Raw genomic sequence first — 19649 nt, forward strand, 5'->3', positions numbered from 1 at the left:
TCAGGCCCGTCCCGCGGCCTTCTGGCTGCGGCGGGACAGGGAGTCGACGACCACGGCGGCCAGCAGGACCGAGCCGGTGATCATGAACTGGACGGCGTTGCTGACGCCCATGATGTTCATGCCGGACTGGATGGAACCGATGACGAGGGCGCCGAGCAGCGCGGACCAGACCGAGCCGCGTCCGCCGAACAGGCTCGTACCGCCGATGACGGCGGCGGCGATCACGTTCATGAGCAGGTTGCCGCCGCCGGAGGTCTGACTGGCGGACTGGATCTGTCCGGCGAGGAAGAGGCCGCCGACGGCCGCCATCGTGCCGGCGATCGTGAACACGCTCATGCGGACGAACGGCACGCTGATGCCCGCCCTCCGGGCTCCCTCGATGTTGCCGCCGACGGCGAAGATCTGGCGCCCGTAGCGGGTGCGGCGCAGCACGAAGTCGAGGACCACCAGCAGGATCAGGAAGACCAGCAGCGCGAGCGGCAGTCCCTGGTACCGGTTGAGGAGGGCGGCCGCGGCGAAGGCGATCGCCGCGATCACGACCGTACGCAGCACGATCTCGGCGATCGGACGGGACGGCACTCGCGCCGCCTGCCGGCGCCGGGCGTCGAGCAGCGAGGCGAGCAGGAAGAGCCCGGTGCCCACCGCCGCCGTGGCGTAGGCGGCGGCCGGGTTCTCGAAGATCGTGGAGTAGAGCTCGGCGACGACGCTCTCGCTGGGGATGTTGACCGTGCCGCTGGTGCCGAGCACCTGGAGCATCAGGCCGTTCCAGGCGAGGTTGCCCGCCAGCGTGACGACGAAGGCGGGCACGCCCACTTTCGCGAAGAAGAAGCCGTGGATGAGCCCGACGGCCGCTCCCCCGGCGAGGGCGACGAGCAGCGCCAGCCACTGGTTCATGCCGTTGATGACGTTGAGCACGGCGAACAGGGCCGCGCAGAGTCCGCTGACCGAGCCGACCGACAGGTCGATCTCGCCCAGCAGGAGGACGAAGACGATGCCGACGGCGATCATGCCGGTGCCGACGATCTGCTGGCTGAGGTCGGACAGGTTCTGCGCGGAGAGGAAGGCGCTGTCCAGGCTGCCGAAGACCGTCCAGATGATGACGACGGCGATGACGACCGGCAGCGAGCCGAGTTCGCCGCTGCGCAGCTTGCGCCGGAACTCGCCCACGTATCCCCGGAAGCCCTCCTCACGGACGATCAGCCGGCTGTCGACGGCGGGCATCGCCTCGGGGGCGGGCTGCTGGGCGGCGGCATCGTCCGGACCGGACGGGCCGGACGGGCCAGACCTGCCGTCTGGGTCTCTGGCGTCGCTCATGGCGCCTCCTCCCCCCGTGCCTCCCGCTCCTTGCGTTTGCGGGCCTGGCGCCGGGTGACGGCGCTGTCGGTGGCTCCGGTGATGGCGGAGATGATCTCCTCGGTGGTGGTGGCGCGCCGGTCGAAGAAGCCGTTGTTGCGGCCGAGGCGCAGCACCGCGATCCGGTCGGCGACCGCCATCACGTCCACCATGTTGTGGCTGATCAGGATGGTGCCGAGCCCACGCTGGCGGAGGCGTTCGACGAGGTCGAGGACCTCGGCGGTCTGCTCCACGCCCAGCGCCGCCGTGGGCTCGTCCAGGATGACGATCCTGGGGTCGCCGATGAGCGAGCGGGCGATCGCCACGGTCTGGCGCTGGCCGCCGGAGAGCGACGCGACCGGGATGCGTACCGACGGGATCCGGATGGAGAGCGTGTCGAGCAGTTCGCGGGAGCGCTGCTCCATGCGGACCTCGTCGAGCACGCCGAAGCGGCGCAGCTCCCGGCCGAGGAAGAGGTTGCCGACGACGTCGAGGTTGTCGCAGAGGGAGAGGTCCTGGTAGACGGTGGCGATGCCGAGGTTCTGGGCGTCGTGGGGCCGGTGGATGGAGACCGGCCGGCCCTGCCACTCGATGACGCCGTCGTCGGGCGGGTTCACGCCGGCGATCGCCTTGACGGCGGTCGACTTCCCGGCGCCGTTGTCGCCGACGAGGGCGACGACCTCACCGGCGTGGACCTCCAGGTCGAAGTCCGACAGGGCCTGGACCGCGCCGAACCTCTTGGACACCCCCCGCAGGCTGAGCACAGGTGCTTCCGTCACCTTCGACCGCCTCCTCGGTCACTCCAGCCCGGCTTCCTTGCAGGCGTCGGCGTAGGCCGGCGTGCAGATCTCCTGGACGGTGTAGAGGCCGTCCTTGACGACGGTGTCCTTGATGTTCTCCTTGTCGACCACGACCGGGGTCAGCAGCGTGGCCGGGACCTTCTGGCCGCTGCCGCTGGTGACGGTGGTGGGGGTCAGGTCGGCCGGAAGCGGCTTGCCCTCGGCGAGGTTGACGGCCATGGTCGCGGCGATGTCGGCCTCGGGCTTGTACGGCTTCTCGATCGTGATGGTCTGCGTCCCCAGCAGGATCCGCTGGATGGCGTCGAGTTGGGCGTCCTGACCGGTCAGCGGCACGTTCATGCCGGCCGCCTTGAGGGCGGTGGCGATGCCGGCGGCCAGTCCGTCGTTGGCCGAGTAGACGCCGACGATGTTGTCCTTGCCGAGGGCGCTGATGGCGCCGGACATCTGCTGGTTGGCGTTGTTCGGGTCCCAGTTGGGGGTGTCGTACTCCTTGCCGATCTTCACCTTGCCGTCGAGGAGGGAGTGCGCGCCGGCCTTGAACTCGGCGGCGTTCGGGTCGGTGGGCGAGCCGTTGTGCATGACGATCTGGCCGCTGTCCGCCTTGTCGCCGAGCGCGTCGAGCAGCGCCTGGCCCTGGAGCTCGCCGACCTTGCGGTTGTCGTACGAGACGTAGGCGTCGACCGGGCCCTGCGCGAGGCGGTCGTAGGCGACGACCTTCACGCCGGCCTTGTTCGCCTTCTCCACGGACGACTGGATCGACTTGGCGTCCACGGCGTCCAGGATGAGCACCTGGTCGCCCTTGGCGAGGGCGGTGTTGACCTGCTGCTGCTGCGTCGTCGCGCTCTCGGCCGCGTTGTAGTAGTCGATCTGGGCGTCCGGGGCGAGTTCCTTGATCTTCTGCTCGATGTACGGCCGGTCGAACTTCTCGTACCGCGTGGTCTTGCTCTCCGGAAGCAGCAGTCCGATCTTGATGTCCTGCTTCGCCTGCCCGGGCGACGCGCCGGTCGTCGTCGCCACCACGCCCAGCGACAGGGCCACCGTCGAGGCCACCGCTATCGCGCCTCGCAACGTACGGGTCATGGGAGGCTCCTTTCGCGCGCCTCGACCCCACCCCGTGGCCTGCCGGGTCACGGGGGCGCGGGCGCGGTTCGGCCTATCTCTCGACACTAGTCCCAACGCCGTGGGCCGACCATTCACGCTGCTCACACCGCTCACGCCGCCGGAAGGGCCATGATCGGCCTGTGGTAATTTGCCCGAGCCAGTCGCACCTCTGTACGTATCGACCGACACGGTACGTGCACGGGTCAGGGAATCCGGTGGGAATCCGGAGCTGACGCGCAGCGGTGAGGGTGACGGGCGGGACATCGGCCACTGGGCCCCCGAGGGGTCTGGGAAGGCGTTCCGTCCGGACGACCCCGAGTCCGAAGACCTGCTGGCGGCCCCGGCCGGCGTGCGCCGTCGCCCGGGGAGCACCGTACGACAGGCTCCGCGCATGAGCCGTGACGCAGAGGACTCCTTTCCGTGCCCTTCGCCCGCCCCGCCGGCCCCACCCGCCGTGTCAGCTCCACCGGCCGTGTCACCTTCTCTCGCCCCGTCCGTTCCGCCGTGCTGGTCGTGGCCGGGGCCGTGCTCGTGGCCGGCTGCGGCTCCGGTGGGGCGGCGGCGCCGGCCGGGGCGAAGGGGGCGGACTCCGGCTTCCCCGTCGTCCTCGACAACTGCGGGCAGCGGGTCGAGGTCGAGCGCCCGCCGAGCCGCGCCGTCGCCCTCGACCAGGGTTCGGCCGAGATCCTGCTCTCGCTCGGGCTCGCCGACCGGATGGTGGGCACCGCCACCTGGACGGACCCGGTCCTCAAGGGCCTGGAGAAGGCGAACGCCACCGTCCCCCGGCTCGCCGAGCGCTACCCGTCCTTCGAGAAGGTGCTCGACACCGAGCCCGACTTCGTCAGCGCCTCCTTCCTCTACACGCTCGGCAAGGGCGGTGTGGCGCCCCGGGAGCGGTTCACGAAGCTCGGCGTGCCGACGTACCTCTCCCCCGCCGACTGCGTCGGCAAGGACAACAGCGGCGACGGCGACGGCGTGCGGACCGAGCCGCTGACCATGGACACCGTGTACGGCGAAGTCCGCGACCTGGCGCGGGTGTTCGGTGTGCCGGAGCGCGGCGAGAAGCTCGTCGGCGAGCTCCGCGCCCGGGTGGAGAAGGCCCGGGCGGGCGCCGACTTCGGCGGCGCGTCCGCCCTGTACTGGTTCTCCGACTCGCAGGGGCCGTACATGGCCGGATGCTGCGGCGCGCCGGGCATCGTCAGCGGAACCCTCGGTGTGAAGAACGTCTTCGACGACACGAAGGAGGAGTGGCCGCAGATCAACTGGGAGACCGTCGCCGACCGCGATCCCGACGTGCTGGTGATCGCCGATCTGACCCGCAAGGCGCAGTCTGCCGAGAGCGCGGCGAAGAAGATCGAGTTCCTGGAGTCCCACCCCGTCACCCGGAACATGACGGCGGTGCGGAAGAAGCGGTACGTGATCCTCAGCGGGCAGGCGATGAACCCCACCCTCCGCACCGTCGAGGGCATCGAGAAGCTGGCCGCCGCGCTGCGGACGTACGGGCTCGCCAAGTGACCCCGTCCGGGCCGGAGAAGACGGCGGCCGGGAGGCAGCGTACGGTGCGTACCGGGCGCCGTGTCGTCGCACCGCTGCCTCTCTCGTCCCGGGCGCTGCCGCCCGTCGTCGGGGTGGTCGGGGTCGTCCTCCTCTGTGTCTCCGTCGCCGTCGCCGTCACGATCGGCCCGGCCGACCTCCGCGTCGCCGACGCGTGGTCGGTGGTGGCCGCCCACCTCGGCGGGGAGCCGTCCGGTCTGAGCGCGATCCGTGACGGCATCGTCTGGGAGCTGCGGCTGCCCCGTACGCTCCTCGCGGCCGTGTGCGGCGCCGGACTCGCGGTCTGCGGCGCGGTGATGCAGTCCCTGCTGCGCAACCCGCTCGCCGATCCGTTCGTGCTCGGCGTCTCCTCCGGCGCCTCGACCGGGGCGGTCGCGGTCGTCGTCCTGGGTGCGGGCGGGGGGCTGGTGTCCGTCACCGGGGGCGCCTTCGTCGGCGCGCTCTGCTCCTTCGCGCTGGTCCTGCTGCTCAGCCACACGCTGGGCGGGTCGACGGACAAGGTCGTGCTCGCGGGGGTCGCCGCGATGCAGCTGTTCTCCGCCCTCACCTCGTTCGTGGTGATGACCGCCGCCGACGCCGAGACGACCCGGGGTGTCCTCTTCTGGCTGCTCGGCTCGCTCTCCGGCGCCGGGTGGACCGACGTCGGCGTGTGCGCCGCCGTGCTGGCGGGCGCCCTGCTGGTCTGCGGCGGCCACGCCCGTACGCTGGACGCCTTCGCGTTCGGCGAGGACGCGGCGACGGCCCTCGGCGTCTCGGTGGCCCGGACCCGCCTCGTCCTCCTCGCGGTCACCGCCCTGCTCACGGCGGTCCTGGTCTCGTCGGCGGGCGCGATCGGCTTCGTCGGCCTGGTCCTGCCGCACGCGGTACGGGCCCTCGTGGGCCCCGGCCACGCCCGGCTGCTGCCCCTGGCGGCGCTGGCCGGGGCGGTCTTCCTGGTGTGGGCCGACACCCTCGCCCGTACCGTGCTCGACCCGCAGGAGGTGCCGGTCGGCGTGGTGACCTCGCTGGTGGGCGTCCCGGCGTTCGTCCTCGTCCTGTACCGCACCAGGAGCGACAGGAGCGCCCGATGACGGACCTTCACGTGGATGCGGGTACGCGTACCGGGCTGCGGGCCGAGCGTGTCTCCCGTACGGCCGGCGGGGCCCTCGTCCTGGACGGGGTGACGGTCGCGCCGCGCGCCGGGACGCTCACCGGGCTGCTGGGGCCGAACGGTTCGGGGAAGTCCACCCTCCTGCGCGTCCTGGCGGGCGTCCTCGCGCCGGACGCGGGGGTCGTGACCCTGGACGGCGGCCCGCTGGGCTCCGTCCCGCGCCGGGCGCTCGCCCGGCGGATCGCCGTGGTCGAGCAGCACGCCGACACCCAGGTCGACCTCACCGTGGCCGACGCCGTACGGCTCGGCCGCATCCCGCACCGCCGGGCGTGGGCGCCGGCGACGGGCGCCGACGAGGCGGCCGTGCGTTCCGCGCTCGCCCGGACCGGGCTGACCGACCTCGCCGGGCGGTCCTGGCGCACCCTCTCCGGCGGCGAGCGCCAGCGCGTGCAGATCGCCCGCGCCCTCGCCCAGGAGCCGCGCGAGCTGCTGCTCGACGAGCCGACGAACCACCTGGACATCCAGCACCAGCTGGACCTGCTGAACCTGGTGGCCGGGCTGCGCCTCACCTGCGTCGTCGCGCTGCACGACCTCAACCTCGCGGCGATGTACTGCGACCACGTCGTGGTGCTGCGCGAGGGCTCGGTGGTGGCGGCCGGGCCGGTGGACGCGGTGCTCACCGAAGGGCTCATCGCCGACGTGTACGGCGTCCGCGCCTCCGTCACCCGCCCCGGCCCGGACGGCCGCCCCCACATCCGCTTCCTCGGGACCGGGTGACGGTCGCCCGACGGCGGCCGGTCTACGGCGTCTCGTCCTCCGTCGGCGGGAGGCCGAGGACGGCGCGCATGCCGCGCAGGGCCCAGTCCTCCGTGCGGGCGTCGCCGTGGAGGAGTCGCGCCGGGGTGATCCCGGCGGCGAGCGACTCCAGTCCGTAGACGGCCTGGGGCGCGTCCGTCCGGGCCGGGAGGTCCCCGGCGGCGACGGCGGCCTCGATGTCGTGGCGCAGGGTGTCCCGCCAGCGGGCGCGGCCCTCGGCGATCCGGTCGTGCACGGCGCCGGTGCGGGCGTCGTAGTCGTACGTGACCTGGGTGAGCAGGCAGCCCCCGGAGTAGCCGGGATCGGCGGAGTAGCGCACCCAGGCGGCGCAGACGGCGAGGAGGCGCGGCAGGCCCTTGTCGTGGTGGCGTACGGGCAGCCAGACCTGGGTGCGGAAGTCGTCCAGGACCAGTTCGACGGTCTCCAGCTGGAGCTTCTCCTTGCTGCGGAACTGGCCGATCACGCCCGCCTTGCTCATGCCGAGCCGGTCCGCGAGGCGGCCGATGGTGACGCTGTCCAGGCCCTCCATGGAGGCGAGTTCGGCGGCGGCGCGCAGTACGGACCGCCGGGTCTCGAGCGCCGCTTGGGCTGATGCACGTCCTGCCATACGGGCCATCTTAGCAAACGACCGTACGCTATTGACATACGAACGTTCGGCTTCTTAAATCCTCGCCATGACTTCTTCCGTCACTCCCGGCCGGGCTTCTCTGGCCCTGCTACTCGCCTGTGCGGGCACCTTCCTGAGCTTTCTCGACGCCACCGTGACCAACCTGGCGGTGCCGCCGATCGCCGCCGACTTCGACGTCTCGCTGACCACGGTCTCGTGGGTCGCGACGGCCTATGTGATCCCCTTCGCCGCCCTGCTCGCCCCGGCCGGACCGCTGGCCGACGCGGTCGGCCGGGCCCGTCTGTTCCTGATCGGCGTCGCCGCCTTCACGGTGTCGTCGCTGCTGATCGCCGTGGCCCCGAACCTGCCCGTGCTGCTCGGCGCACGCGCCGTCCAGGGCGTGGCGGCGGCGCTGATGGTGCCCGCCTCGCTGGGGCTCGTCCTCGCGGAGGTCCCCGCCGAGCGCCGGCGGGCCGCGATCGGCGTGTGGAGCGCGGCGGGCGCGCTGGCCGCGGCGGCGGGGCCCGCGCTCGGCGGGGTGATGGTCGAAGTCCTGGACTGGCGGGCGCTGTTCTGCCTCAACCTGCCGGTGGGCGTCTGGGTCCTGATCGCCGGGCGGAAGCTGCTCGCGGGCGAGTCCCGTACCGGCCGGGGGCCCGATCTCGTGGGCGGACTGCTGCTCGCCCTGTGCGTCGGCGCGGCGGTGTACGGGCTGACGCAGGGGCCCGACCACGGCTGGGCCTCGGTGTCCGTGCTGTCCGCCGCCGGGGTGACCGTGCTCGCGGGCGTCGCCACGGTGGTGCGGGCGCTCCGGCATCCGCGGCCCGCGCTGCGGCTGGACCTCTTCCGCAGCCGGCCCTTCGCCGTCGCGAGCGGGGTCTCCTTCGCGTACGGCACCGCGCTGTTCACGACGATGCTGCTCGGGGTGCTCTTCCTGACCCACGTGTGGGGTTACTCCACCCTGGAGGCGGGTCTCGCGATGAGCCCGGCGGCGCTGGTCACCGCCGTGGTCGGTGTCGGGATCGGGCGGCTCCCGGTCGCCCTCGCCCCGCGCACGCTGGTGGCGGCCGGGTCGGCCCTCATCGCCGCCTCGACGGCGACGCTGGCCCTGCTCGTCGACACCGAGCCGCGCTTCTGGGAACTCTGGCTGCCGACCGGAGCGGTGATGGGGGCGGGTGTGGGCATGGCCACCGTCGGCATCTCCAGCGCCGCGACCCTGTCCATCGCGCCCCAGCACTTCGCCGCGGCTACCGGCACGGTCATGGCGGCACGCCAGGTGGGCGGCGGGCTCGGCATCGCGGCGACGGCCGTGATCATCGCGGAGGTCGCGGGCGGGGGCGCGGAGCCGTACGCCGCCGTGTACTGGTTCGCCACCGCCGTCAACCTGACCGCAGCGGCAGGCGGTCTCGCCCTACGCCTCACCGCGGCACCCGCGCCCGCGCCGACCGCCCCGACCTCGACCGCCCGCGTCCTCGAAGGAGACCAGCGATGACATCCGAGCACTCCGCGTACGCCGCCGAGGCGTCCGACCCGTACTGCATATCCCCAGGCACGGCCGCCAACATCCTCCGCGACCTCCCGTGGAAGCGGCTCGCCATCCTGGGCGACAGCGTCACCGCCGGTGTGAGGGAGCCCCTCCCCGGCTACCGTGACCGGTCCTTCGCCGACCGTCTCACCGACGCCCTCGCCGCGACCCGCCCCGGCTTCACCGCGATCAACCTCGCCAAGCCCCACCTGCTGCTCGACGAGATCCGGGCCCAACAGCTGGCCCCCGCGCTGGAGTTCGCACCGGACGTGGTGATGGTGAGCGCGGGCGGCAACAACGCCTTCCGCGCCTTCGACCCGCGGTCCCTGCGCGCCGAGCTCGCCGCACTCCTGACCCCCCTGGCGGAGAGCGGCGCCCTCGTCGTCACCATCGGCCTCTTCGACGTGGCCCGCTCGGGCCTCGTCCCGCCGGAACACGCGGAGGGCATGGCCCGCCGCTTCGACACCCTCGACCACCTCACCGCCGACCTGGCCCACACCCTGGGAGGCATCCACATCGACACCCACCATCACCCCCTGACCTCCGACCCCACGCTCTACGCCCCCGACGGCATCCACGCCAACACCCGAGGCCACGCCGTGGCCTTCGCCGCCATCGTCACGACATTGGCGGGGCACGCCGGGCACGGCTGATCAGCGATCAGCGGTGCCCGGAAGGCGCGACGAGCAGGAGCGGACGTTGCCGAGCCTCCCCCGTCACGTCGTCGCCTCCGCTGCCAAGTGGGGGAGGGGTGGGGTGGCGCCGGCGGCCATGGGGAGGGTGAGGGTCATGGTGAGGCCGCCGCCGGGGGTGTCTTCGGCGGTGACCGTGCCGGACATGGCTTCCACGAAGCCGCGGGCGACCGCGAGGCCCAGGCCGACGCCTTCGCCTCGTGGGGTGTCGCCGTAGCGTTGGAAGGCGCCGAAGATGCGGTCCTTGGCTTCGTCGGGGACGCCGGGGCCGCGGTCGACGACGCGGAGTTCGACGCGGTCGGCGAGGGCGCTGGCCGCCACGAGGACGCGGTGGCCGGGCGGGCTGTACTTGACCGCGTTCTCGACGACGTTGGCGACCGCGCGTTCCAGCAGGCCGCGGTCGACGGCGACCATCGGGAGGGTCTCGGGGATGTCGAGGTCGACGGTGTCCTCGGGGACGCCGAGGAGGGCGATCGGCACGACCTCGTCCAGGTCGGTCTCGCGGATGACGGCGGTGACCGTGCCCGTCTCCAGGCGGGAGACGTCGAGGAGGTTGCCGACGAGGTGGTCGAGGCGGTCGGCGCCGGCCTCGATGCCCTCCAGGAGTTCCGCCCGGTCCTCCTCCGACCACTCGACGTCGTCGGAGCGGAGGGACGTCACCGATGCCTTGATGCCGGCCAGCGGGGTGCGCAGGTCGTGGCTGACGGCCGCGAGGAGCGACGTACGGATCTTGTTGCCTTCGGCCAGCTTGCGGGCCTCCTCCGCCTCGCCGACGAGCCGCTGCCGGTCGAGGACGACCGCCGCCTGCGCGGCGAACGCGCCGAGCACGCGCCGGTCCTCGGCGGGCAGGACCCGGCCGGTCAGGGCGAGCGCGAGGTGGTCGCCGACGGGCATGTCGACGTCCGCGTCCTCCGGGCGGTCGCACGGGCGGTGGCCGACCACGGCGACACGGGTCCACGGCGCCGTCTCGTCGGGGCGCTCCAGGAGGGCGACGGACTCCATGGAGAAGCTCTCCCGGACCCGCTCCAGGAGGGCTTCGAGGGTCGTCTCGCCGCGCAGGACGCTGCCCGCCAGGAAGGACAGGGTCTCCGACTCGGCCCGCAGCCGCGCCGCCTGGTGGGTGCGGCGGGCCGCGAGGTCGACGACGGAGGCCACCGAGATCGCCACCCCGACGAAGATCGTGAGGGCGACGATGTTGCGCGGGTCGGCGATCGTGAGCTGGTGGATCGGCGGGGTGAAGAACCAGTTCAGGAGCAGCGAGCCGACGGCGGCGGAGGCGAGGGCGGGCAGGAGTCCGCCCAGGAGCGCCGCCGCGACGGTGAGCGTGAGGTACAGCAGGACGTCGTTGGCGAGGCCCACGTCCGGGGCGGCGGTGCTGAGGACCAGCGTGAGGAGGGCCGGGCCGACGAGGCCCACGACCCAGCCCCAGATCGTCCGGGAGCGGCCGAGCCGGGCCCCGCGGGCGACCGGGAGCCCGCGGCCCTTCGCCGCCTCGTCGTGCGTGACGATGTGGACGTCGAGGTCGGGGCCGGACTCGCGGGCGACCGTCGCGCTGACGCCGGGGCCGAAGACGTACTGCCAGGAACGGCGGCGGCTGACGCCGAGCACGATCTGGGTGGCGTTCACCCCGCGCGCGAACGCCAGCAGTCCGGCGGGGACGTCGTCGCCGACGACGTGGTGGAAGGTTCCGCCGAGGTCCTCGACGAGGGTCCGCTGGACCGCCAGCTCCTTCGGCGACGCCGAGGTGAGGCCGTCGCTGCGGGAGATGTAGACGGCGAGGACCTCCCCGCCCGCGCCCTTCTCCGCGAGGCGGACGGCACGCCGTATCAGGGCGCGGCCCTCGGGCCCGCCGGTGAGACCGACGACGATCCGCTCCCGGGAGCCCCAGATCTTCGAGACGCGGTGCTCGGTCCGGTACTCCTGGAGGTACTCGTCGACGCGGTCGGCCGTCCAGAGGAGGGCGAGTTCGCGCAGGGCGGTGAGGTTGCCGGGGCGGAAGTAGTTGGAGAGGGCCGCGTCGACCTTGTCGGGCTTGTAGATGTTGCCGTGGGCCATGCGCCGGCGCAGTGCCTGCGGCGACATGTCGACGAGTTCGATCTGGTCGGCGCGGCGGACGACCTCGTCGGGGACGGTCTCCTTCTGCCGGATGCCGGTGATGGCCTCGACGACGTCGCCGAGCGACTCCAGGTGCTGGATGTTGACGGTCGAGACGACGTCGATGCCGGCCGCGAGGAGCTCCTCGACGTCCTGCCAGCGCTTGGCGTTGCGCGAGCCCGGGACGTTGGTGTGGGGCAGTTCGTCGACGAGCGCCACGGCGGGGCGGCGGGCCAGGACGGCGTCCACGTCCATCTCCGTGAAGGAGGTGCCCCGGTACTCGATCGTGCGGCGCGGGATCATCTCCAGGCCGTGCAGCATGACTTCGGTCCGGGGCCGGTTGTGGTGCTCCACGAAGGCGACGACGCAGTCCGTGCCGCGCTCCACGCGCCGGTGCCCCTCGGAGAGCATGGAGTACGTCTTGCCGACGCCCGGCGCCGCTCCCAGGTAGATACGCAGCTTTCCGCGTCCCATGTACTGCGTCTCCTACGGTTCGAAGCGGTAGCCCATACCGGGTTCGGTGATCAGATAGCGGGGATGCGACGGGTCCACTTCCAGTTTGCGCCGCAACTGGGCCATGTAGACCCGTAGATAGTTCGTCTTCGTGCTGTGGCTCGGGCCCCACACCTCCTGGAGCAGCCTGCGCTGGCTGATGAGCCGCCCCGGGTTGCACACGAGGATCTCCAGCAGGTGCCACTCGGTGGGGGTGAGCCGGACGTCCCGGTCCGCGCGCCGGACCCGTTTCGCCACCAGGTCGACGGTGAAGTCGTCGGTGGTGACCCGGCCCCCGTTCGCGCCCGCCGCGCCGGTGCCCGCCTCGCCCGTGGCCGCGGACGTGTCGGCCGTGCGCCGGGTGGCGGCGCGCAGGCGGGCCAGGAGTTCGTCCATGCTGAACGGCTTGGTCATGTAGTCGTCGGCGCCGGCGTCGAGGGCCCGGATCTTGTCCTCGGAGCCGCTGCGCGCGGAGAGGACGAGGACGGGGGAACGGCTCCAGCGCCGCAGCGCCAGTATCACCTCGACGCCGTCCATGTCGGGCAGCCCCAGATCGACGATCAGCACGTCCGGTGGTTCGGTGGCGGCGAGCGCGAGCGCCGTGGCGCCGTCCGGTGCCGAATCCACCACGTATCGGCGCGCCCGCAGGTTGATCACCAGGGCTCGCGCGAGCTTCGAGTCGTCCTCGACCACCAGCACCCGCGTCATCGGCGTGCTGCCTTCCTGTTGTACGTGCAGTTCGCGTGGTTCGTGTCGTGCGTCGCGCCGCGGGAGCCGGCGGGCCCGGGACACACCCGGATCCGCCGGCTCCGCCGCCGTTTCGGTAAGGCCATCAGCCCTGGGTCAGTTCCTTGAGTGCGATGTTGAGTGCGAGGACGTTGACGCGGGGCTCGCCGATGAAGCCGAGGATGCGGTCGTCGGTGTGGTCGGCGACCAGCTTCTCGACCTGGTCGACGGCGAGGCCGTTCTTCTCCGCCACGCGGTGGACCTGGAGCTTCGCGTACTCCGGGGAGATGTGCGGGTCCAGGCCGGAGCCGGAGGAGGTGACCGCGTCGGCGGGGACGTCGGCCGGGTTCACCGTGTATCCGGCGACGGAGTTGTCCTTGACGACGGCGGCCTTGGCCTCCGTCACCCACGTGATCAGGTCCTCGTTGTCGCCCGAGCGGTTGGTGGCGCCGGAGAGGATGAGGCTGTACTGGGTGTTGACGGAGTTGGTGCCCAGGCCGTTGGAGGGGCGGGGCTGGAACCACTTCAGGTCCGGGGCCGCCGTCTCCTCGCCCTCCTTCAGGGGAAGGAGGTAGGTCTGGCCGATGAGTTCGGAGCCGACGACCTTCCCGCTCGCGTCCTTGACCTCGGAGCCGTTGGCGTTGCCGGGGAAGGCGACCTGGGCGATGCCGGTGACGGCGAGCGGGTAGAGCACGCCGAGCAGGACGGTGAGGACCAGGAGGGCGCGCAGGCCCGCCCAGAGCACTCGGCCGGTGTTCGCTGCTGAGTTGTTCATCGTGGTCAGCCGATTCCGGGGATGAGGGAGAGGAGCATGTCGATGATCTTGATGCCGATGAACGGGGCGACGAGGCCGCCGAGTCCGTAGATCCCGAGGTTGCGCCGCAGCATCGAGTCGGCGCTGGACGGGCGGTAGCGCACGCCCTTCAGGGCCAGCGGGACGAGGGCCACGATGATCAGCGCGTTGAAGATGACGGCGGAGAGGATCGCGGACTCGGGCGAGGCCAGGCCCATGATGTTGAGGTCGTTCAGCGACGGGTAGGCGACCGCGAACATCGCGGGGATGATCGCGAAGTACTTCGCCACGTCGTTGGCGATCGAGAAGGTCGTCAGGGCGCCCCGCGTGATGAGGAGCTGCTTGCCGATCTCGACGATCTCGATGAGCTTGGTCGGGTTGGAGTCGAGGTCGACCATGTTGCCGGCCTCCTTCGCGGCCGACGTACCGGTGTTCATCGCCACGCCGACGTCGGCCTGCGCGAGCGCCGGGGCGTCGTTGGTGCCGTCACCGGTCATCGCGACCAGCTTGCCGCCCGCCTGCTCACGCTTGATGAGCGCCATCTTGTCCTCGGGCGTCGCCTCGGCGAGGAAGTCGTCGACCCCCGCCTCCTCGGCGATCGCCTTCGCGGTCAGCGGGTTGTCACCCGTGATCATGATGGTCTTGATGCCCATGCGGCGCAGTTCGTCGAACCGCTCCCGCATGCCCTCCTTGACGACGTCCTTGAGGTGGATGACGCCGAGGACGCGGGCCCCCTTGTCGTCCTTGACGGCGACGAGCAGGGGCGTACCGCCGGCCTGGGAGATCCGGTTGGCGAGGGCGTCGGCGTCGTCGGCGATCTGGCCGCCCTGTTCGCGGACCCAGGTGAGGACCGAGCCGGCCGCGCCCTTGCGGGTCTGCCTGCCGTCGACGTCGACGCCGGACATGCGGGTCTGGGCGGTGAACTCGATCCAGGTGGCGTGCGCCAGCTCGCCCTGGTGGCGTTCGCGCAGCCCGTACTTCTCCTTGGCGAGGACCACGATGGAGCGGCCCTCGGGGGTCTCGTCGGCGAGCGAGGAGAGCTGGGCGGCGTCCGCCAGCTCCGCCTCGGTCGTGCCCTTGACGGGGACGAACTCGGCGGCCTGCCGGTTGCCGAGGGTGATCGTGCCGGTCTTGTCGAGCAGCAGCGTCGACACGTCGCCCGCGGCCTCGACGGCCCGGCCCGACATGGCGAGGACGTTGCGCTGCACCAGGCGGTCCATGCCCGCGATGCCGATCGCGGAGAGCAGGGCGCCGATGGTGGTCGGGATGAGGCAGACGAGGAGGGCGGTGAGGACGATCAGCGAGGTCTGCTCGTCGGCTCCGGCGTAGATCGCGAACGGCTTCAGCGTCACCACGGCGAGCAGGAAGACGATCGTGAGGGAGGCGAGGAGGATGTTGAGGGCGATCTCGTTCGGCGTCTTCTGCCGGGCCGCGCCCTCGACGAGGCTGATCATCCGGTCGATGAAGGTCTCGCCGGGCTTCGTCGTGATCTTGATGACGATCCGGTCGGAGAGGACCTTCGTGCCGCCGGTGACCGCGCAGCGGTCGCCGCCGGACTCGCGGATGACGGGGGCCGACTCGCCGGTGATGGCGGACTCGTCGACCGAGGCGACGCCCTCGACGACGTCACCGTCGCCGGGGATGATGTCGCCGGCCTCGCAGACGACGAGGTCGCCGACGCGCAGCTCGGTGCCGGGCACCCGCTCCTCGGTCGTGCCGGTGAGCCGGCGGGCGACGGTGTCGGTCTTGGCCTTGCGCAGGGTGTCGGCCTGCGCCTTGCCGCGGCCCTCGGCCACGGCCTCCGCCAGGTTGGCGAAGATCGTGGTCAGCCAGAGCCAGACGGTGATCGCCCAGCCGAACCAGTCGCCCGGGTCCTTGATCGCCAGGACGGTGGTGACCACCGAGCCGACGAGGACCACGAACATCACCGGCGACTTGATCATCACGCGCGGGTCGAGCTTCTTGATCGCGTCGGGGAAGGACTTGACCAGCTGCTTGGGGTCGAACAGTCCCCCGCCGACCCGCCCAGGCGCCTGGTGCCCCCCGGACAGGTCGCCGTGGGGCGCCTTCGTGGCGGTCGTCGTGGTGGACATGTCGTCCTCGTGCTTCTTTACGTCGATGGTCATGCCGCGAGCCCTTCGGCGAGCGGTCCCAGCGCGAGGGCCGGGAAGTAGGTGAGACCGGTGATGATCATGATCGTGCCGACCAGCAGACCCGTGAACAGCGGCTTCTCGGTGCGCAGCGTGCCCGCGGTCTCCGGTACGGGCTGCTGCTCGGCGAGCGAGCCGGCCAGCGCGAGGACGAACACCATCGGGAGGAACCGGCCGAGCAGCATCGCGATGCCGATGGTCGAGTTGAACCACTGGGTGTCGGCGTTCAGGCCGGCGAAGGCGGAGCCGTTGTTGTTGGCGCCCGAGGTGAAGGCGTACAGGATCTCGGAGAAGCCGTGGGCGCCGGAGTTGGTCATCGAGTTCGCCGGGGTGTCCAGGACGAACGAGGCGGCGGTGAAGCAGAGCACGAGCGCCGGGGTGACCAGGATGTAGCAGGCCGCGAACTTGATCTCGCGGGTGCCGATCTTCTTGCCCAGGTACTCGGGGGTGCGGCCGACCATCAGACCGGCGATGAAGACGGCGATGACCGCCATGATCAGCATGCCGTAGAGGCCGGAGCCGACGCCGCCGGGCGCGATCTCGCCGAGCTGCATGCCCAGCATGGTGATGCCGCCGCCGAAGCCGGTGTACGAGGAGTGGAAGGAGTTCACCGCGCCGGTGGAGGTCAGCGTGGTCGCCACGGCGAAGATCGACGAGCCGCCGATCCCGAAGCGGGTCTCCTTGCCCTCCATCGCACCGCCGGCGATGTCGAACGCCGGGCCGTTGTGGGAGAACTCGGTCCACATCATGAGGGCGGTGAAGCCGATCCAGATGGTGGCCATGGTCGCCAGGATCGCGTAGCCCTGCTTGATCGAGCCGACCATGCGGCCGAAGGTGCGGGTGAGCGCGAAGGGGATGACGAGGATCAGGTAGATCTCGAAGAGGTTGGAGACCCCGTTGGGGTTCTCGAAGGGGTGGGCGGAGTTGGCGTTGAAGTAACCGCCGCCGTTCGTGCCCAGCTCCTTGATGACCTCCTGCGAGGCCACCGCGCCGCCGTTCCACTGCTGCGTGCCGCCGGTGAACTGGCCGACCTCGTGGATCCCGGAGAAGTTCTGGATCGCGCCGCAGGCCACGAGGACCAGCGCGCCGATCACGGCGATGGGCAGCAGGATGCGGACGGTGCCGCGGACCAGGTCGGCCCAGAAGTTGCCCAGCTCGCCGGTACGGGAGCGGGCGAAGCCGCGGACCAGCGCGACCGCCACCGCGATGCCGACCGCCGCCGACACGAAGTTCTGCACCGCGAGGCCGCCGGTCTGCACGACGTGGCCCATGGCCTGCTCGCCGTAGTACGACTGCCAGTTGGTGTTGGCGACGAACGACGCGGCGGTGTTGAACGCCTGGTCCGGGTCGATCGACACGAAGCCGAGCGAGCCGGGCAGCGAGCCCTGCACGCGCTGGAGCAGGTAGAGGAAGAGGACGCTCACCGCGGAGAAGGCGAGGACGCCGCGCAGGTAGGCGGGCCAGCGCATCTCGACGTTCGGGTTCGCCCCGATGGCCTTGTAGATCCACTTCTCGGGCCGCAGGTGCCGCTCGGAGGAGTAGACGCGCGCCATGTGGTCACCCAGCGGCCGGTACGACAGACCCAGAGCGACGATCAGCGCCAGAAGCTGGAGGACTCCAGCGAGAACAGGACTCATATCCGTACTCAGAACCTCTCCGGCTTGACGAGGGCGAGGACGAGATAACCCAGCAGGGCGGCGGCCACCAGCAGACCGACGATGTTCTCGGCATTCACAGCTTGGCCACCCCCTTGGCGATGAAGGCCACCAGCGCGAAGACCGCGATCGTGGTGACGACGAAGGCCACGTCGGCCATCGTGAGCTCCCGGATGCAGGAAGAAGGAAGAACGGATTCTCGGACGAGATGAGGTAACCGCGTTTCGGCCACGGATCGGCTCTCGTTAACGCCCCCCATACGTCCCGCAGCGCGCTCTTGACGCGTCCCCTACGTCTCCCTGCCTCCGGAAGGGGAACCGGGTGTCTCGCCCGCGCGTTCGCGCCTGCGCTCCGGCGGGTGCGGCTGCACTCCGGACATGAGGACGTCGAGGCCCTGCCGGCTCGTCGCGAGGACGACGCGGTCGCCCGCGCGCAGCACCCTGCCGTGCACCGGGCGCCAGTCGAAGCCGGTGAGCCGGTCGTGGCGGAACCCGCCCAGGGTGTCGCCGCCCGGCGCCTGGAGCGCGGCCCCGGCGCCCACGGCGACGACCCGCCACTCGTTCGCCCGGAACGCCTCGTGGACCGAGCGCCCCTCCAGCTCCGGGTGGCCCGCCACGTCGACGGCCGTGAACAGCAGGGAGCCCCGCTCGACCGGCATCACGCCCAGGACGTGCCGGCCCATCATGGCGGCGGCGAAGGCCGGTGCGGCGAGCGCGGAGACACTGCGGCTGCGGGTCAGGGCGTCGGGGTACGAGGCGCGCATGGTGGCGGACACGGTGGCGGCGAAGTCGTCGTCGTACAGCCGCATGACCACCCGGATCGCCGGGTTGATCTCCCGCGAGGCCATGGCGATGTCGAGGTTCTCGCCGTCGCCGTGCGTGACGACCAGGAGGGACCTGCTGTGCCGGATCCCGGCCTGTTCGAGGACGCCGGGCGCGGTCGCGTCCTCGATGAGCAGGGGGACGCCCAGCTCACGGGCGTAGGCGACGCCGCGGGCCGCCGGGTCGCGCTCGATGACGACGACCTGGTGGTCGGTGGTGCGCAGGAAGGCGAGGACGCGGGTGCCGATCTTCCCGAGGCCGACGAGGACGATGTGGTCGGCGATCCCGGGGGCGGGTGGCTGGTTCGCCGAGCCGCTGCGGAACGCCTCGGTGGCGTTCATGGTCGCGGCGACCACCAGCGGCAGGATGGCGAGACCGACGAAGCCGGCGATGAGCTGGAGGACGCGCCGGGCGGCCGACTCGTCCTCGCCGGTCGCCGGGTCGCCCATGGTGAAGATGTCCAGGAGCGGCAGGTAGACGGCGCGCCAGAACGGCCCGTCCTCGACCAGCCAGGTGGCGGCGGTCAGGGCGACGACGACCGCCGCGAGCACGCCGAACACGGCGAGGACCTCGCGGGCGAGGAACACCTTCCAGGGCAGGTGCGAGAGGCGGGCGCGCAGCCAGGCTCGGCCGCCGCCCCGGTCCTCCGGGAGGCGCGGCGCGTGGTGGTGGGTGACCTCTTCGAGCATGAGGCGGGCGTGGGTGAACTGGCGGCGGTCCGCGGTCCTGGTGTCGGGCAGCAGCTGGGTGCCGCCGAGGCCGGCGGTCTCGGCGCTGTCCTCGCTCGCCGGGTCGTCCGCGTGCGCCCCGGAGAGGATGGCGAGGGTGGCGACGTCGGCGGTGTGCGGTGAGGCGCCGGCCGGCCGTACGACGCCGCGGAAGACCTTGCCCTCGACCTGGAGGGTGTGGCCCTCGCCGACGGCGGCGGCGGCCACCAGCTCGGGGACGGCGGTGTCGCTGTCCGAGAGGACGGTGGTGGAGGCGTCCGACTGCTCCTGCACGCCCGCCGCGCGGTCCAGGAGGCGCTCCAGGTGGCGCCCCCGTTCGCGGTGGTACATGCGGATGACGAGGCGTAGGGAGGGGTTGAGGCCGCGGGCGAGGAGGGCGGCCGTCATGTTGACCTGGTCGTCGGCGTAGGTCAGGGCGAGGGCGGCGGCGCGCTCGACGCCGGCGGCCCGGAGGGTCCGTTCGTCGGGCGCGGGGGCCACGATGAGTTCGATCGGGGAGCGCGGGTCGCGGTGCAGGGCGGCGATGTCGGCGCCGTGCTGGTCGCGGCGCGAGGGGAGCACGACGGTGACCGCCTCACCGCACACGGCGTCGAGTTCGACGGCGAGGCGGTGGGCGAGTCCGTCGTCCCCGCAGATCACCATGTGCTGCGAGCGTTGCCCAAGTGGCATATGG

General features: G+C 71.8%; 17 protein-coding genes and 1 riboswitch. Of the genes, 5 read left to right on the top strand and 12 right to left on the bottom strand.

Features of this window, described 5'->3' with window-relative positions; genetic code table 11:
- The 3 genes from ACFXMG_RS04665 to ACFXMG_RS04675 are packed head-to-tail and all read right to left on the bottom strand — an operon-like array spanning position 1 to position 3212.
- Entirely contained in the window at positions 1-1314 is a 1314-nt protein-coding gene (locus ACFXMG_RS04665) for a sugar ABC transporter permease (RefSeq protein ID WP_383815036.1), read from the bottom strand.
- A complete protein-coding gene (locus ACFXMG_RS04670; RefSeq protein ID WP_383815034.1) occupies positions 1311-2111 on the bottom strand; it encodes an ATP-binding cassette domain-containing protein in 801 nt (266 codons plus the stop codon). The genes ACFXMG_RS04665 and ACFXMG_RS04670 overlap by 4 nt, the downstream gene beginning before the upstream one ends.
- An 18-nt stretch (positions 2112-2129) precedes the next feature.
- On the bottom strand, positions 2130-3212 hold the full coding sequence (locus ACFXMG_RS04675) for a substrate-binding domain-containing protein (protein ID WP_383815032.1): 1083 nt from the start codon (positions 3210-3212) through the stop codon (positions 2130-2132).
- 226 nt (positions 3213-3438) lie between these two features.
- Positions 3439-3563: riboswitch (cobalamin riboswitch) on the top strand.
- A 195-nt stretch (positions 3564-3758) separates the two neighbouring features.
- On the opposite strand from ACFXMG_RS04675, the gene ACFXMG_RS04680 reads away from it, so the two are divergent.
- The 3 genes from ACFXMG_RS04680 (at position 3759) to ACFXMG_RS04690 (ending at position 6654) form a co-directional block, all read left to right on the top strand.
- Positions 3759-4748: an ABC transporter substrate-binding protein gene (locus tag ACFXMG_RS04680; protein WP_383815317.1), complete on the top strand. Its 990-nt coding sequence runs from the start codon at positions 3759-3761 to the stop codon at positions 4746-4748.
- 74 nt (positions 4749-4822) lie between these two features.
- A complete protein-coding gene (locus tag ACFXMG_RS04685; RefSeq protein WP_383815314.1) occupies positions 4823-5857 on the top strand; it encodes a FecCD family ABC transporter permease in 1035 nt (344 codons plus the stop codon).
- Positions 5854-6654, top strand: coding sequence for an ABC transporter ATP-binding protein (locus ACFXMG_RS04690; RefSeq protein WP_383815030.1), 801 nt, complete (start codon positions 5854-5856; stop codon positions 6652-6654). The genes ACFXMG_RS04685 and ACFXMG_RS04690 overlap by 4 nt, the downstream gene beginning before the upstream one ends.
- A gap of 22 nt (positions 6655-6676) precedes the next feature.
- On the opposite strand, the gene ACFXMG_RS04695 is transcribed toward ACFXMG_RS04690, so the two are convergent.
- The gene (locus ACFXMG_RS04695) at positions 6677-7300 is read right to left on the bottom strand and encodes a TetR/AcrR family transcriptional regulator (protein WP_383815029.1); all 624 of its coding nucleotides are present in this window, start codon (positions 7298-7300) and stop codon (positions 6677-6679) included.
- A gap of 67 nt (positions 7301-7367) precedes the next feature.
- Between ACFXMG_RS04695 and ACFXMG_RS04700 the strand changes: the two genes are divergently transcribed.
- Both ACFXMG_RS04700 and ACFXMG_RS04705 read left to right on the top strand, forming a co-directional pair.
- Positions 7368-8792: a DHA2 family efflux MFS transporter permease subunit gene (locus tag ACFXMG_RS04700; RefSeq protein WP_383815027.1), complete on the top strand. Its 1425-nt coding sequence runs from the start codon at positions 7368-7370 to the stop codon at positions 8790-8792.
- On the top strand, positions 8789-9478 hold the full coding sequence (locus ACFXMG_RS04705; protein ID WP_383815025.1) for an SGNH/GDSL hydrolase family protein: 690 nt from the start codon (positions 8789-8791) through the stop codon (positions 9476-9478). The genes ACFXMG_RS04700 and ACFXMG_RS04705 overlap by 4 nt, the downstream gene beginning before the upstream one ends.
- Positions 9479-9541: 63 nt before the next feature.
- Here ACFXMG_RS04705 and ACFXMG_RS04710 read toward each other — a convergent pair whose 3' ends face one another.
- From ACFXMG_RS04710 to ACFXMG_RS04745, 8 genes are all read right to left on the bottom strand, one after another.
- Complete coding sequence (locus ACFXMG_RS04710; RefSeq protein WP_383815023.1) at positions 9542-12085, bottom strand: ATP-binding protein; 2544 nt, start codon at positions 12083-12085, stop codon at positions 9542-9544.
- Positions 12086-12097: 12 nt separating this feature from the next.
- A complete protein-coding gene (locus ACFXMG_RS04715) occupies positions 12098-12811 on the bottom strand; it encodes a response regulator (protein ID WP_383815021.1) in 714 nt (237 codons plus the stop codon).
- 124 nt (positions 12812-12935) lie between these two features.
- A complete protein-coding gene (locus ACFXMG_RS04720) occupies positions 12936-13604 on the bottom strand; it encodes a potassium-transporting ATPase subunit C (protein WP_383815019.1) in 669 nt (222 codons plus the stop codon).
- Between the two features lie 5 nt (positions 13605-13609).
- Complete coding sequence (kdpB, locus tag ACFXMG_RS04725) at positions 13610-15748, bottom strand: potassium-transporting ATPase subunit KdpB (protein WP_383815017.1); 2139 nt, start codon at positions 15746-15748, stop codon at positions 13610-13612.
- Positions 15745-17409, bottom strand: coding sequence for a potassium-transporting ATPase subunit KdpA (gene kdpA / locus ACFXMG_RS04730; RefSeq protein ID WP_383815015.1), 1665 nt, complete (start codon positions 17407-17409; stop codon positions 15745-15747). The genes kdpB and kdpA overlap by 4 nt, the downstream gene beginning before the upstream one ends.
- Before the next feature lie 8 nt (positions 17410-17417).
- Positions 17418-17507, bottom strand: coding sequence for a K(+)-transporting ATPase subunit F (kdpF, locus tag ACFXMG_RS04735; RefSeq protein WP_362560534.1), 90 nt, complete (start codon positions 17505-17507; stop codon positions 17418-17420).
- On the bottom strand, positions 17504-17659 hold the full coding sequence (locus ACFXMG_RS04740) for a hypothetical protein (RefSeq protein WP_383815013.1): 156 nt from the start codon (positions 17657-17659) through the stop codon (positions 17504-17506). Before ACFXMG_RS04740 ends, kdpF begins: the two co-directional genes overlap by 4 nt.
- Positions 17660-17716: 57 nt before the next feature.
- Positions 17717-19645, bottom strand: coding sequence for an NAD-binding protein (locus ACFXMG_RS04745; protein WP_384119543.1), 1929 nt, complete (start codon positions 19643-19645; stop codon positions 17717-17719).
- Positions 19646-19649 lie beyond the last annotated feature (4 nt).

The organism is Streptomyces sp. NPDC059201, assembly GCF_042754585.1.
Lineage (GTDB): Bacteria > Actinomycetota > Actinomycetes > Streptomycetales > Streptomycetaceae > Streptomyces.